Origin of the sequence: Microbacterium azadirachtae (assembly GCF_025583665.1) — a bacterium.
In the GTDB taxonomy this organism is placed as follows: domain Bacteria; phylum Actinomycetota; class Actinomycetes; order Actinomycetales; family Microbacteriaceae; genus Microbacterium; species Microbacterium azadirachtae.
Window position 1 is genome coordinate 2,518,007 of sequence record NZ_CP099706.1, and the last position, 13,978, is coordinate 2,531,984.

A 13,978-nucleotide genomic window follows, 5' to 3' on the forward strand; every position below is an offset into this window, starting at 1 on the left:
ATGGCTCAGGCGATCGTGCAGACCGAGATCGGCGGACTCGAGGTCCTCACCCTGGTGGAGGTGCCGGATCCGGTTCCCGCGCCCGACGGAGTCGTGGTGCGCATCGAGGCGGCGGGCGTCAACCCCATCGACGTCAAGCAGCGCAGCGGGCTGCGACCGCTGCCGCCGATCACCGAGCCGCGCCATCTCGGGTTCGACGGAGCGGGCGTGGTGACCGCGGTCGGCGCCGACGTGACCGACGTCGCGGTCGGCGCGAGGGTCGCCGTCCGCGACACCCGCGGCACCTACGCGACGGCGCTCGCCGTGCCCGCCGCGCACCTCACCGCGCTGCCGGACGCGGTGACCGCCGCCCAGGGCGCCTCGCTGGGCATCCCTGCGGGCACCGCCTACCAGTCGCTGCGCTCCCTCGACGTCGGTGCCGGCGACCTGCTGCTCCTGCACGCGGGATCCGGCGCCGTGGGCCAGGCCGCGATCCAGTTCGCGGTGGCCTGGGGCGCGTCGGTCATCGCGACGGGCGGCCGGGCGTCGCAGGAGCGCCTGCGGGAGCTCGGCGCGATCCCGGTCGAGTACGGCCCCGGTCTGGAGGACCGGATCCGCGCGGCGGCCGACGGGCGGGAGATCACCGTGTCGCTCGACGGCGCGGGCACCGACGAGGCCGTCGCCGCGTCGCTCGCGCTCGTCGGCGACCGGCAGCGGATCGCGACGATCGTGCGCGGCCCCGACGCCGCGGACCTGGGCATCCGCGCGTTCAGCGGCGGCAGCCCCGTCCCGCTGAGCGCGCAGGAGCTCGCCTGGCGCGCGGAGGCCGTCCCCGTCGCCGTCGCGCTGATCGCGGAAGGACGGTTCTCGATCGAGTTCGGCCCGGAACTGCCGCTCGCGGACGCCGCCGAGGCGCATCGTCTCATCGAGGACCACACCGCGCACGGCAAGATCATCCTGCGTCCCTGACGCGCGGAACGTCTGGGACGATCGCCGCGCAACAGTCGGAAACATGCCTGCGCAGCACGGCGGTGCGCCGCAGGATGGGTCCGTGACCGATCCCGCCGCCTCCGCCCCCGACACCCGTTTCGCGACGAAGCAGGTGCAGGCGGCGTACATCCCCGGCACACCGCAGAACACCGCGGTGCCGCCGCTGTACCAGTCCGCGGCGTACCAGTTCGCGAATCTCGCCGAGGCGCGGGACCTGTTCGCCCTGCGCCGGGCGGGCAACATCTACAGCCGCAACGCCAGCCCCACGCAGCAGGTGCTCGAGGAGCGCGTGGCCGCGCTCGAGGGCGGCGTCTCCGCGATCGCGGTGGCGAGCGGCCAGGCCGCTGTGGCGGTCACGATCCTGGCGCTCGCCGGACGCGGCGGCCACGTGGTCGCCGCCGACCGCCTCTACGGCGGCACAGTGGACCTGCTCCAGGACACGCTCGACGACTTCGGCATCGCGGTCACCTTCGTCGACCAGGACGATCCGCAGGCGTGGCGCTCGGCCGTGACCGCGCGGACGCGCCTGTTCTTCGCGGAGTCGGTCGCGAACCCGGTGGCCCAGGTGCTCGACGTGCGCCAGGTCGCCGACATCGCGCATGCCGCGGGAGTCCCCCTCGTGATCGACAGCACCGTGACCACGCCGTACCTGCAGCGTCCCGGCGAGCACGGCGCCGACTTCGTCGTCCACTCGGCGACGAAGTACCTGAGCGGCCACGGCGGATCTCTCGGCGGCGTCGCGGTCGACCTCGGATCCTTCGACTTCGGCGCGGACCCCTCCCGCTGGCCGCAGCTCACGGCTCAGCACGACCGGTTCGGGCCCGTCTCGCTGTGGGAGCGATTCGGCCAGGGCTTCGCCTTCGGCGCGCTCGTCAAGGCGAAGTACGTGCACGACCTGGGGCCGTCGTTGTCCCCCTTCAACGCCCACCAGATCCTGCAGGGCATCGAGACGCTCGACCTGCGCGTCGCCCGGCAGAGCTCGTCCGCGCTGGCGATCGCCGAGGCGCTCGCCGACCACCCCGCCGTCGCCCGGGTGCATCACCCGGGGCTCGCGGGGAACCCGTGGCATCCTCTGGTCGCGCGCTACCTTCCGCACGGCGCGCCCGCGGTCTTCTCGATCGACCTGGTCTCCACCGGCGACGAGGAGCGCGACCAGGAGCGGGTGGAGCGCTTCGTGGACGGGCTGCGCGTCGTCCGGCTCGTGGCGAACATCGGCGACGCGCGCTCCCTGGTCGCGCACCCGGCGTCGATGACCCACTCGCACCTGAACGCCGCGCAGCGGGCCGCCGCCGGCATCAGCGCGACGACCGTGCGCCTGTCGATCGGCATCGAGGATCCGGCCGACATCCTCGCCGACCTCGATCAGGCGCTCGTGCGCGCCGTCGGCGAGACGGTCGCCGAGCCGGCCCTCGCGTCGGCCTGACCTCCCCCCGCCGCGGCCCGCGCGCGCTCGGTACTCTGGGTCGGTGCCGATCCTGAACAAAGACATGACCCTGTGCATCTCACTGTCCGCGCGACCGAGCAACAACGGCACCCGGTTCCACAACCACCTCTACGAGGCGCTCGGGCTGAACTGGATCTACAAGGCGTTCGCGCCGACCGACCTCGCACAGGCGATCGCGGGCGTCCGGGGCCTCGGGATCCGCGGCTGCGCGATCTCCATGCCGTACAAGGAGGACGTGATCGCGCTCGTGGACCGGATGGATCCGTCCGCCACGGCCATCGACTCGGTCAACACGATCGTGAACGACGACGGCGTGCTCACGGCGTACAACACGGACTATTCGGCGATCGCGCAGCTCATCGCACGCAACGCCCTGGATCCGGCGTCGTCGGTGCTGCTGCGGGGGTCCGGCGGGATGGCGAAGGCGACCGCCGCAGCCTTCCGCGACGCGGGCTTCGCCGACGTCACGGTCGTCGCGCGCAATGAGGAGGCGGGGCGCGCCCTCGCCGGCCTCTACGGCTTCGGCTGGACGGCCGACGTCGACGGCCGCACCGCGGACATCCTCGTCAACGTCACGCCGATCGGCATGGCCGGCGGCGCGGAGGCGGACGCGCTGTCGTTCCCGGAGATGGCGATCCAGGCCGCGACCGCGGTGTTCGACGTCGTCGCCCTCCCTGCGGAGACCCCGCTCGTGCGAGCAGGGCTCGCCGCCGGCAAGACCGTCATCAACGGCGCCTCGGTCGCCACGCTGCAGGCGCTCGAGCAGTTCGTGCTGTACACCGGCATCCGTCCGACCGACGAGCAGGTGCGCGCCGCCGAGGAGTTCATGCGCGCCCCGTGACGCGCCGCGGCGCCTCCTGTTCCGAACCCGGCCTTCTCCGAACACGACGCAGGAGAATCCGCCGCTTCTGGGCTCCTCCGTGGCCCACCAGCCGGGATCTCCTGCGTTGTGCGCACCGGCGCCCCGGTAGACTCGGACGGTCATGCCCTCCGTGTCGAACTATCCCGCCCCGCGCCTGGATTCCCGCCCTGTCGAGACGTTCCGCGCGACTCTCGGCGACCTCGCCGCGCACCTCTCCGCGCCGGCGCCGGAGCGGGCCGACACGGTGTTCACGGGCGCTGCGCTGTCGACGGATCACGTCCGTCCCGGCGACCTGTTCCTCGGCATCCCCGGGGCGAACGCGCACGGAGCCCGGTTCGCCGCCAAGGCGGTCGAGGCCGGCGCGACCGCGGTGCTCACCGATGCCGACGGCGCCGCACTCGTCCCCGACGGCGTCCCGACCCTGATGGTGGAGAGCCCGCGCCTCGCCGCCGGACCCGCGTCGGCGTTCCTCTACCGGGACCCCGCGTCGTCGATGACGTCGATCGGCATCACGGGCACCCAGGGCAAGACCACCACCGCCTTCTACGTGGCCGCGGCCGCCGGGATGTCCCGCTCGGGCACGATCGGATCCATCGGCACGACCGTCGGCGACGACTTCTTCCCGCCGGTGCTGACCACCCCCGAGGCGCCCGAGCTGCAGGCCCTGTTCGCCGTGATGCGCGAGCAGAGGCTCGAGACGGTCGCCGTCGAGGCGTCCAGCCACGCGCTCACGCTCGGCCGCGTGGACGGCTTCGCCTTCGACGCGGGCGTCTTCCTCAACCTCGGGCACGACCACCGCGACTACCACCCCACGCAGGCCGACTACTTCGCCGCCAAGGCCCTGCTGCTCACGCCGGAGCACGCCAGGATCGGCATCGTCGACATCGACTCGCACTGGGGCCGCGTGCTCGCGGCGCAGGCGACGGTGCCCGTGCGCACGACGTCGGCGAGCGGATCCGAGGCGGCCGACTGGCGCGCCGAGGACGTCGAGCTGCGTGCGCACGGATCCTCGTTCACCGTGCGCGCCCCCGACGGCGAGCGCGTGCGCTTCACGACGCAGCTCACCGGCGCCTTCAACGTGAACAACATCCTCGCCGCAGTCGCCGCCCTCGCGGAGACGGGCAGGGATCTCGCGGAGCTCGCCCCCGGCATCGCCGCCCTGCCCAGCGTCGAGGGCCGGCTGCAGCGGTTCGACTTCGGACAGCCGTTCACCGCGATCGTCGACTCGGCGCACAAGCCAGAGGCGATCAACGCTGCCCTCCGCGCGATCCGCACCACGACTCCGGAGGGGCGGCTCATCGCCGTGCTCGGCGCGAACGGCCACCGCGACACGGCCAAGCGCCGCATGATGGGCCGTTTCGCGGCGATGTTCGCCGACGTTCTCGTCATCACCGACGACAACCCCTACGACGACGATCCCGCCGAGATCCGCGCCTCGTTGATCGACGGAGCCCGCTCCAGCGTCGTCGAGATCGTCGAGATCGCCGACCGCCGGGAGGCGATGGCGGCGGCCGTGCGGATGGCCCGCCCGGAGGACACGGTCGTGGTCCTCGGCAAGGGGCACGAGCGCTATCACGCCCTCGCGGACGGCGAGATCCCCTGGTACGACCCCGACGTGCTCCGCGAGGTCATCGCCGCTCTCTGACCCGCTGGCGGCGATCTCAGGATCCGTGCACGGATCTTGTATCAGGAAGCCACTATCGCTCTCCTGCCCCGTGTGGAGACAATGGGCGCCATGACGGCCATCGACCGAACGCAGCCGTTCGGGGAGCGCGACGACGCGGCGGGCACGGAGTCGCCGCGCTGGGAGCGCGCAGCGGCGCTCTTCGTGCGCTGGCGCGGCGGAGAGACGCGCGCCATGGACGACCTCGTCCGCCTGATGACACCGGTGCTGTGGCATGTCGCGCGTGCCTACGGGCTGGACCGAGCGCTCGCCGAGGACGTCGTCCAGTCGACATGGATGGCGCTCGTGCGCCGGCACGCGGCCATCGAGGAGCCGCGGGCGATCTCCGGCTGGCTGACGCTGTGCGCCCGGCGCGAGGCGTGGCGCGTGAGCCGGCTGCAGCGCAGGGCGGATCCCATCGACGCCGAGCTTCTCGAGCCGCTCCTGCCGCGCGGGGAGTCGGCGGAGCGCCAGGCGCAGCGCGGCACGGAGTCGGGGGCGCTGTGGCTGGCGGTCGGCGCGCTGAACCCGCGCTGCCAGAGGCTGCTGCGGGTCGTCGCGTTCGACGAGAGACCCGACTACGCCCGCATCGCCCAGGATCTGGCGATGCCGATCGGCTCGATCGGGCCGACCCGGCAGCGATGCCTGGGCAAGCTCCGGGCGCTGCTGCAGCAGGACGGATGGGAGGAGGACGAGGATGACCGTTGAGGACGACGCCGCCGACGCGGCGCTGCTCGCACGGCTGCGCGCGATGTGGGAGACACAGGACCAGGTGCCCGCGGGGCTCGAGGACCGGATGGTCGCGGCCGTCGCCGTGGAGGACCTCGGCCGCGAGTACGCCCTGCTGACGCTCGTGGAGCAGGAGGGGCTCGCCGCCGTGCGGGGCGAGGCCGACACGGCGACGCTGCAGTTCAGCGACGGGCGCACGGGGATCGTGCTCCACATCTCCGCGAGCGATGCGGGGCTGCGGCGGGTCGACGGCTGGGTCGACGGCGAGGCTCTCGCGATCCGGCTGGCACAGGGAGATCGTGAGTGGGGCGCCGAGGTCGCCGCGCCGGGACGGTTCGCGTTCGAGGGGATCCCGGCCGGGCTCTCCTCGCTGCGGCTGGTGCTCCGCGGGCCGGACGGCGAGCCGACCGAGTTCCGCACCCCGCGGTTCGAGGTGTGATGCAGGCTGACGGTTCGATCAGGAGGCGCAGATGGCACGCGACGGCGACGAGCGACGAGGGGGCGGCGGTCGGACCGGCCGACCCGATTGGCGCGAGCGGGAGCGCGCGGCGCGCGTGCGGGGGGCGGTGCTGGACGTGAGCCTGCAGCCCGCTCAGGGGCCCCGCGCGCACACCACCGTGTACGAGCCGGATGTGCTGCTGGTGCGCCCCGACTTCTTCGCAGTGGACGAGACCGGGCGGCGCGGCGACGAGCGCCTCGCCGAGCTCGCCCAGGCTCTCGGCTGGAGCGTCTCCCCGGAGCGGCTGGAGGATGCGGTGGGCGCGCGGCCGGGCGCGCGTCCTGCTCCGCCCCAACAAGCACAGGGCGAGCGCCCGGAAGCGCCCCGGGGTCCCGCGCGCGCGGGGATCGCGGACTCGTCCCGCATGCGCATCACCGTCGCCGCCGGCGCCGCGCGCGACGGGCGACCTGTGCACGCTCCGGACGCCTGGCGGCTGCTCGTGGCGGCCCGCGACGACGGGATCCGCGGCCTCGCGCTGAACCACGTGCTCGGGATCCATCCGTTCACGGGAAACCCCTTCACCGGAAACCCCTTCACGGGAAACCCCTTCACCGGGAACCCTTTCACCGGGAACCCTTTCACCGGCAACCCGTTCACCGGCAACCCCTTCACCGGGAACCCCGCAGGGCTCGCCAGCTACGCCTACCCCGGCTTCGGCGGACGCACCCCGGTGGCGTGGACCGGACCCGCTCCCCTGCGTACGCCGCTCCCCGCCGGAGCACGGCGACCGGTGATCGCCGTGCTGGACACCGGCTGCGGTGCGCATCCGTGGTTCGGGAACCTGCCCGGAGCGGCGCCGGGCGCGGACCCCGTGCTGATCCACCGCACCACCCACAGCGGCGAGCCGCTCGGGCTGGACGATCCCGCGACCGATCCCGAGACGCACCCCTCGCTGACCGACCCGCTCGACGGACGGCTGGATCCCGTCGCCGGGCACGGCACCTTCATCGCAGGGCTCGTCCTGCAGGCGTGTCCCGAGGCGCAGATCCTTCCGGTCCGCGTGTCGGACGGCAACGGCACGATCATGGAGAACGACCTGCTCGGGGCGCTCGGCCGCATCGTCGAGCTGCTCGAGAGCGGGGCGCTGCACCTCGACGTCATGACCCTGTCGTTCGGGTTCTTCCACGAGTCCCCCGGCGCCGAGGAGACGCTGAGCGAGCTGTACGGCCTGCTCCGGCGCGTGCGCGGCGCGGGATGCGTGGTCGTGTGCTCGGCCGGCAACGACGCCACCGACCGGCCGTCGTCCCCCGCGGCACTGTTCGCCTGGGGTGCGGAGTCGGGCATCGATCCGGAGGACGAGAAGGATCTCGCCCCGCAGGTCTCGGTCGGGGCGCTGAACCCGTCCGGGCGCTCGGTGGCGCTGTTCTCGAACATCGGGCCCTGGGTGCGCACGTACGCCGTAGGCGTCTCCGTGCTCTCCACCCTGCCGGTGGCGTTCGACGGCGGGACGCAGGCCGGCACGCGCGAGGACGCGGAGGACCGGCGGCGCGAGACGCTCGACCTCGACGACTTCGCCGGAGGGTTCGCCGTGTGGAGCGGCACCTCCTTCGCCGCCCCCGTCGTGGCCGGACGCATCGCGCGGGAGCTGGGATCCGGCGCTCCCGCCGTCCGCACCCCGTCGACGATCGCGGACGCCGTGCGCACCGTGCTCGACCGCTGCGCCAGGGAGGATGCGTCGCGCACGTAGAAAGCACTCCCGCGGCGCGCGCCCGCGCGCCATGCTGTGAGGGTGACGCTGACAGCGGAGGAGCTGTACCGGCGCGGACGCGCGCAGCTGAACGCCGGCCGCAACGCGGCGGCCCGGCAGGCGCTGCTCCGCGCGCGGACCCGCACCGAGGATCCCAACCTCCGCGCGCGGATCGCCGGATCCCTCGCGGCGATCACGATCCGCCAGGGCGACCGCGCCTCGGCGGAGGCGATCTGCCTCGAGGCGCTGGCGTGGACCGGGCTCTCCCCCGCGACCACGGCGATGCTGTGCGGCCAGCTAGGGCTCGTGGCGCTGGAGCGCGGGGACCTCGACAAGGCGATGTCGCTGCTGGACCGCGGCATCGCGGGCATCGGCGACGAGGTGGAGCACCGCGCGCCGATGCTGCTCAACCGCAGCGTCGTGCACATGCAGGCAGGGCGCCTGGCGGCGGCGATCGCCGATCTGGACCGCGCCGTGCCCGACTACGCCGCGACCGGCGACGAGGTCTCCCGGGCGATGGCCGTGCACAACCGCGGCTACGCGGCGCTGCTCGCCGGCGATCTCGTGCCCGCTCTGGAGAGCATGGGGGAAGCGCGCACCGTCCTCAGCACGGCGTCGGCGGTGAACGCCGCGATCTGCGACCGGGATCGCGCGGAAGTGCTGCGGGACGCCGGTCTCACGCGCGATGCCGAGCACGCCCTGGAACGCGCGATCCGGGTGTTCGGCGCGCATCGGATGCGGCAGGCGCGCGCCGAGGCGGAGTTCCAGCTCGCGCGGTCGCTGCTGAGCCACGACCCCGAGCGCGCGGCGCCGATCGCCGCGGCCGCCGCGCGACGGTTCCGCGCCGTCGGCAGCGAGTCCTGGAGCGTGCGGGCGGAAGCCGTGCGGCTGCGGGCGCTGCTGACCGTGGAGGCCGACGGCCGGGCCACCTCGGTGACCCCGCCGTCCGACGGCGCCGTGGACCGGGTCGAGACGCAGCTGCGGGCGCACCGGCTGCGCGCCGAGGCGGCGTCGCTGCGGCTCACCTGGCAGCGCCGCCGCGCGCAGACCGGCCCCGCGGACCCGGAACGGGAGTCCCGCATCCGCGTTCCCGCCGACGCGCCGCTGCCGGTCCGCCTCCTCGCGCAGGAGGTGCGCGCCGCGCGCGCTGCCGCATCCGGGGATGACGCGAGGGCCCGGCGGATCGCCGCCGCCGGGCTCGACGAGCTCGCGGGGTGGCAGGCATCGTTCGGGAGCCTCGACCTCGCCACCGCTCTCGTGATGCACGGCGCGGGGCTGTTGTACGCCGGGCTCGGCGCCGCGGTGCGTTCGGGACGGCCGGAAGTCGTGTTCGACTGGTCGGAGCGAGCCCGCCACCTCAGCCAGCAGACCGTGCCGCTGCGTCCTCCCCCGGATCCGGCCCTCGCCGCCGATCTCACGGAGCTGCGGATGCTGCGTGCCGAGGCGGTCTCCGGCGACTGGCTCGCCGAGCCGCGCGCCGCGGCGCTGAGCGAGCAGGTGCGGGAGCGCGAGTGGTCGTCGATCGGCCGCGCGGGCGGCCGTCGGCGCCTCACGCTCGCCGAGCTGCAGGCCGACCTGGACGGAGACACCGCGTTCGTCGCGTACGCGTTCCAGCGAGACGGCCTCGTCGCGGTCGCCGTCACGGCCGACGACGCCCGGATCGTCGACATCCCGCGCTGGCCCGTGGTACGTCGCGCGCTGGAGGGTCTGCGGGCCGACCTCGACGTCGCCGCGACGGTGCGCAGCGGCCCGATGGGCGATGTCGTGCGCCGGTCCCTCGACGAGCGCCTCGACGCCCTCTCGGAGGCTCTCCTCGCCCCGGTGCTCCCGATCGTCGGGGATCGACGGCTCGCCCTCGCCGCCGCGGCGATCCTCAACGGCGTGCCCTGGGCGATGCTGCCCGCGATGCGCGGGCGGGTCTTCACCGTGACCGACTCCGCGACGCAATGGCGGGAGCCGCGCGAGCCCGCCCCCTTCCGCGGCGTGGGCTTCGCCGTCGGGCCGCGCGTGCCCCGCGGCCCGGAGGAGGCGGCGCGGGGTGCCTCCGCCTGGCCCGGAGCGAGGGTCCTGGAGGGCGACGAGGCGACCGTCGGCGCGGTGACGGAGCTGACAGCGCGGGTGAGCGTGCTGCACCTCGCCGCGCACGGCAGGCATGCCGATGGGAACCCGATGTTCTCCGGCCTGGAGCTCGCGGACGGGGCGCTGTTCGGATACGACGTGGACCGGGTGACGCCCGTCCCCGACACCGTGGTGCTGTCGGCCTGCGAGGTCGGCCGCTCCTCGGTGCGCTGGGGGTGGGAGGCGATCGGCATGACGCGGGTCTGGCTGCACGCCGGCACAGGATCCGTGATCGCGACGCCGGTGATCGTCGCCGACGACGACGCGTGCGAGCTGCTCGGATCCGTCCACACCGGCCTCGCCGCGGGGCTCCCGCCGGCGCTCGCGCTGGCGCGCGCCGAGGAGCGCACCGGGCTGCGCTCCTCGTTCCAGGTGCACGGGCGCGGATTCTGAGACCGATGTATCAGCGCGGCCGCTGCGCGCTCTTCTTCTCCGGATCGACATGGTGTGGCCGACGTGAGCGCCGGCCGCTGGGGCGCCGTGGTGCTGGGGATGTGCGCAGTCGGGTTGACGCACAGCGATCCGGGTACAGGGGGTGTCGCCGAGGGGACCGGCGGCACCCCCTCCTCACGGTCCGACGCGGTGCTCAGTCCTCCAGCGGATCCTCCTCCGCGGGGACCGCTCCGGTCTCGACGGGGAGCCCCGGCGTGTTCGACCAGGCACTCCAGGATCCGGGATACACCGTGACCTCGCGTCCGATGAGGGCCCCGGCGAGCGCGAGCTGCGCGGCGGTGACGCCGGATCCGCAGTAGGCCGCGATCGGGACCTCCTCCCCTGCGCCGACGGCCTCGAACGCGGCCTCGATCTCGGACGGGCTGCGGAAGCGTCCGTCCGCCGTCAGGACCTCCGCGATCGGCAGGTTGCGAGCGCCGGGGATGTGCCCCGCGACAGGGTCGATCGGCTCGGTCTCGCCGCGGAACCGCTCCGGCGCACGGGCGTCCAGGAGCACTCCGGTCCACGCCGCCACCGCGTCCGCGTCCAGCACGCCGGTCGATCCAGGACGGGTCAGCACGACGTCGCCCGGCGGGGGCACGACCTCGTCCCGCTCGACCGCGCCTCCGGCGTCCCGCCAGGCGGCGAGTCCGCCGTCCAGGACGCGCACGTCGGCGACCCCGGCCCGGTGCAGCGCCCACCACGCCCGCGATGCGGGCAGCGAGCGCGCGTCGTCGTAGACCACGACGGTCTGATCCCGGCGGATGCCCCAGCGGCGCGCGGCCCGTTCGAGGTCATCGTCGGCGGGCAGCGGATGGCGTCCGTCCGAGGGCGCGCCGTGCGCCGCCAGTTCCTCCTCGAGGTCGGCGAACACCGCGCCCGGAAGGTGCCCGTCGAGATACCTGTCACGTCCGTCCGTGAAGCCGAGGCGGTATCTCACGTCCAGGATGCGCGGATCGCCGCCCTCCTCGATCAGGGTGCGGAGCTCGGCGGCGGTGATCAGATCGGCCATGGCCCCATCATGCCAACCCGCGCCGACAGGGGCGCCCCCGGATCGCCCGCCGTCCGAGCGGTTGCCCGTACGCTGGAGGCATGACCGCCCCCTCTCGCCCCTCAGCGCTGCGCTGGGGCATCCTCGCCACGGGTGGCATCGCCGCCGCCTTCGCCGCCGACCTGCGTACCGCGGGCCTCGACCTGGTCGCCGTCGGCTCCCGGTCGCAGGAGTCGGCCGACGCCTTCGCCGCCCGCTACGGGATCACCCGGGCGCACGGCTCCTACGAGGCCCTCGCGGCGGATCCCGAGGTCGACATCGTCTACGTCGCGACGCCGCATCCGATGCATCACGCCGACGCGCGCCTCGCGCTCGAGCACGGCAAGCACGTGCTCGTCGAGAAGGCGTTCACCCTGAACCGGGCCGAGGCGCAGGATCTCGCGGATCTGGGGCGCGAGAAGGGCCTGCTGGTCATGGAGGCGATGTGGACGCGCTATCTGCCGCACATGGTCCGCCTGCGCGAGATCATCGCGGCGGGAGTCCTGGGCGAGATCCGGGCCGTGTCCGCCGACCACACCCAGTCGCTGCCGACCGATCCGGCGCACCGCCTCAACGCCCTCGAGCTCGGCGGAGGGGCCCTGCTGGACCTCGGCATCTACCCGATCTCGTTCGTCTACGACGTGCTCGGCGCGCCCCTCACCGTGCAGGCGACCGGTCGTCTCGCCGAGACCGGAGCCGACGCCGAGGTCGCGACGATCATGACGCACACCGGCGGCGCGGTCTCCACCACGCTGTCCTCGTCGCGCGCGGCCGGGCCCAACACCGCCGTGGTGCTCGGAACGCGGGCGCGCATCGAGATCGACCGCGTCTGGTACTCGCCGACGACGTTCCGCGTGGTCGCGGCCGACGGCACCGTCCAGGAGGAGTTCGACGGCCGCACCACCGCCGACGGGCGCGGCGGTGGCCGCGGGATGCAGTACCAGGCCCTCGCCGCCGAACGGTACGTCGCCGACGGCACGCTCGACAGCGACCTGCTCCCCGTCGCCGAGTCGGTCGCGATCATGGGCCTTCTCGACGACATCCGTGCGCAGATCGGCGTCCGCTACCCCGGCGAAGCCGCCTGACCGATTCCGGAGGACAACCCATGGCCGAACCGCAGGACACCCGCGTCGCCGTCTATCTCGACTTCGACAACATCGTCATCTCCTGGTACGACCGGGTGCACGGACGCAACGCGTACAGCAAGGACCGCCAGCGCATCCAGGACGACCCGTCCGACGCCGAGGTGGCGGAGCGTCTCAAGGCGGCGATGATCGACGTGGGCGCGATCATCGACTACGCGTCGTCGTTCGGCACCCTGGTGCTCACGCGGGCGTACGCCGACTGGTCCTCGCCGGTGAACGCCGAGTACCGCTCGCAGCTCGTGGCCCGCGCGGTCGACCTCGTCCAGCTCTTCCCCGCTGCGGCGTACGCGAAGAACGGAGCCGACATCCGCCTCGCCGTGGACGCCGTCGAGGACATGTTCCGCCTCCCCGACCTCACCCACGTGGTCATCGTCGCGGGTGACAGCGACTACGTCCCGCTGGCCCAGCGCTGCAAGCGGCTCGGCCGCTACGTGATCGGCGTGGGCGTCGCCGGATCCACCGCGAAGTCGCTGGCGGCCGCCTGCGACGAGTTCGAGGCGTACGACTCGCTGCCCGGCGTCGAGCGCGCCCCCGCGCCCGTCGAGGCCGCGCCGAAGAAGCCCGCCGCCAAGCAGACCCAGAGCGCGCGCAAGCAGTCCCGCGCGACCGTGGAGAAGGAAGAGCCCACCACCACCGACCAGGAGCAGGCCACGGCGACGCTGGCGCGCGCGCTGCGGCTCGGCCACGACAAGAGCGACGGCGACGAGTGGCTGCACAGCTCCGCCGTGAAGACGCAGATGCGCCGCATGGACCCCTCGTTCAGCGAGAAGGCCCTCGGCTACCGGTCCTTCAACGCGTTCCTGAAGTCGCGCTCCGACATCGCCGAGCTGGAGGAGTCCGGCCACGAGCGTCTCGTGCGCCTGATCGAGAGCTGACCGCGGTCGGCTGACCGTTCGCGGACGATATCGGCAGACGCCCGCTAGGGTTTGCGGATGAACCACGATACCCCTCGCGTCGTCACCGTCCGCGACGGTCGTGTGCAGCCGAGCGGATCCTGGCTCTATGTCTGGATCGACGTCGTCACCGCGGAGATCGCGTACGTGGGCGGCACGGGGTTCGATCCGGAGTTGCGCGCACATCTGCATCTCGCGAGTGAGGATCCTCTGCTTGGCCGCGTGCGAGCAGAAGTGTCGGGCTACGACGCGCGGGACTTCGACGTGCTCGCGTTCGAGATACCCGATGTTGTCGACCGGGTGGCCGCGAAACAGGCACTCGTCACGCGCCTCGCCGAAGACGGAGCGCCCGGTGAATTGTCTGAGCTCATCGAGCCGATCGTTCGCGCGATCGATGGTCACCGCCGGAGCGCGAGCCGGCGCGCAGCCGCACCCTGAGTCCTCGACCCCGCATCAGGTCGGCGCGAGAGCCTCCCCGTCAGCCGACCGTCGCCCGGACCGAAACTC

12 protein-coding genes are annotated in these 13,978 nt (G+C 73.5%); 11 read left to right on the forward strand and 1 reads right to left on the reverse strand.

Annotated elements, in window-relative coordinates:
- From NFX31_RS11935 to NFX31_RS11970, 8 genes are all read left to right on the forward strand, one after another.
- Positions 1-948, forward strand: a complete 948-nt coding sequence (locus NFX31_RS11935; protein WP_262955820.1) for a quinone oxidoreductase family protein — start codon at positions 1-3, stop codon at positions 946-948.
- An 82-nt stretch (positions 949-1,030) separates the two neighbouring features.
- Positions 1,031-2,392 carry an O-acetylhomoserine aminocarboxypropyltransferase/cysteine synthase family protein gene (locus tag NFX31_RS11940; RefSeq protein ID WP_258955411.1) on the forward strand — a complete coding sequence of 454 codons (1,362 nt, stop codon included), beginning with the start codon at positions 1,031-1,033 and terminating at the stop codon, positions 2,390-2,392.
- A gap of 43 nt (positions 2,393-2,435) precedes the next feature.
- Entirely contained in the window at positions 2,436-3,254 is an 819-nt protein-coding gene (locus tag NFX31_RS11945) for a shikimate 5-dehydrogenase (RefSeq protein WP_258955412.1), read from the forward strand.
- A 142-nt stretch (positions 3,255-3,396) separates the two neighbouring features.
- The gene (locus tag NFX31_RS11950) at positions 3,397-4,920 is read left to right on the forward strand and encodes a Mur ligase family protein (RefSeq protein WP_052674398.1); all 1,524 of its coding nucleotides are present in this window, start codon (positions 3,397-3,399) and stop codon (positions 4,918-4,920) included.
- Positions 4,921-5,010: 90 nt separating this feature from the next.
- Complete coding sequence (locus NFX31_RS11955; RefSeq protein WP_156156797.1) at positions 5,011-5,646, forward strand: RNA polymerase sigma factor; 636 nt, start codon at positions 5,011-5,013, stop codon at positions 5,644-5,646.
- Positions 5,636-6,106, forward strand: coding sequence for a hypothetical protein (locus NFX31_RS11960; RefSeq protein WP_091479151.1), 471 nt, complete (start codon positions 5,636-5,638; stop codon positions 6,104-6,106). The genes NFX31_RS11955 and NFX31_RS11960 overlap by 11 nt, the downstream gene beginning before the upstream one ends.
- A gap of 31 nt (positions 6,107-6,137) precedes the next feature.
- Positions 6,138-7,853, forward strand: coding sequence for a S8 family peptidase (locus NFX31_RS11965; RefSeq protein WP_262955821.1), 1,716 nt, complete (start codon positions 6,138-6,140; stop codon positions 7,851-7,853).
- A gap of 42 nt (positions 7,854-7,895) precedes the next feature.
- A complete protein-coding gene (locus NFX31_RS11970; protein WP_262955822.1) occupies positions 7,896-10,364 on the forward strand; it encodes a CHAT domain-containing protein in 2,469 nt (822 codons plus the stop codon).
- Between the two features lie 193 nt (positions 10,365-10,557).
- Here the strand turns inward: NFX31_RS11970 and NFX31_RS11975 are convergent, their stop codons facing one another.
- Positions 10,558-11,415, reverse strand: a complete 858-nt coding sequence (locus NFX31_RS11975) for a sulfurtransferase (protein WP_262955823.1) — start codon at positions 11,413-11,415, stop codon at positions 10,558-10,560.
- An 80-nt stretch (positions 11,416-11,495) separates the two neighbouring features.
- On the opposite strand from NFX31_RS11975, the gene NFX31_RS11980 reads away from it, so the two are divergent.
- From NFX31_RS11980 to NFX31_RS11990, 3 genes are read left to right on the forward strand one after another with little or no spacing between them, the layout of a single operon-like run.
- Positions 11,496-12,518 (forward strand): Gfo/Idh/MocA family protein, encoded by a 1,023-nt coding sequence (locus NFX31_RS11980; RefSeq protein WP_262955824.1) that lies wholly within the window; start codon positions 11,496-11,498, stop codon positions 12,516-12,518.
- Positions 12,519-12,538: 20 nt separating this feature from the next.
- Positions 12,539-13,453, forward strand: a complete 915-nt coding sequence (locus NFX31_RS11985; RefSeq protein ID WP_262955825.1) for an NYN domain-containing protein — start codon at positions 12,539-12,541, stop codon at positions 13,451-13,453.
- A gap of 57 nt (positions 13,454-13,510) precedes the next feature.
- A complete protein-coding gene (locus NFX31_RS11990; protein ID WP_262955826.1) occupies positions 13,511-13,909 on the forward strand; it encodes a hypothetical protein in 399 nt (132 codons plus the stop codon).
- The last annotated feature ends 69 nt before the right edge of the window (positions 13,910-13,978 follow it).

What these genes read in the sequence shown, in the direction of transcription:
- NFX31_RS11990 (WP_262955826.1), top strand. Translation starts at nt 13,511, where the DNA reads ATGAACCACGATACCCCTCGCGTCGTCACCGTCCGCGACGGTCGTGTG.
- NFX31_RS11960 (WP_091479151.1), top strand. Translation starts at nt 5,636, where the DNA reads ATGACCGTTGAGGACGACGCCGCCGACGCGGCGCTGCTCGCACGGCTG.
- NFX31_RS11965 (WP_262955821.1), top strand. Translation starts at nt 6,138, where the DNA reads ATGGCACGCGACGGCGACGAGCGACGAGGGGGCGGCGGTCGGACCGGC.
- NFX31_RS11950 (WP_052674398.1), top strand. Translation starts at nt 3,397, where the DNA reads ATGCCCTCCGTGTCGAACTATCCCGCCCCGCGCCTGGATTCCCGCCCT.
- NFX31_RS11955 (WP_156156797.1), top strand. Translation starts at nt 5,011, where the DNA reads ATGACGGCCATCGACCGAACGCAGCCGTTCGGGGAGCGCGACGACGCG.
- NFX31_RS11980 (WP_262955824.1), top strand. Translation starts at nt 11,496, where the DNA reads ATGACCGCCCCCTCTCGCCCCTCAGCGCTGCGCTGGGGCATCCTCGCC.
- NFX31_RS11935 (WP_262955820.1), top strand. Translation starts at nt 1, where the DNA reads ATGGCTCAGGCGATCGTGCAGACCGAGATCGGCGGACTCGAGGTCCTC.
- NFX31_RS11985 (WP_262955825.1), top strand. Translation starts at nt 12,539, where the DNA reads ATGGCCGAACCGCAGGACACCCGCGTCGCCGTCTATCTCGACTTCGAC.
- NFX31_RS11975 (WP_262955823.1), bottom strand. Translation starts at nt 11,415, where the DNA reads ATGGCCGATCTGATCACCGCCGCCGAGCTCCGCACCCTGATCGAGGAG.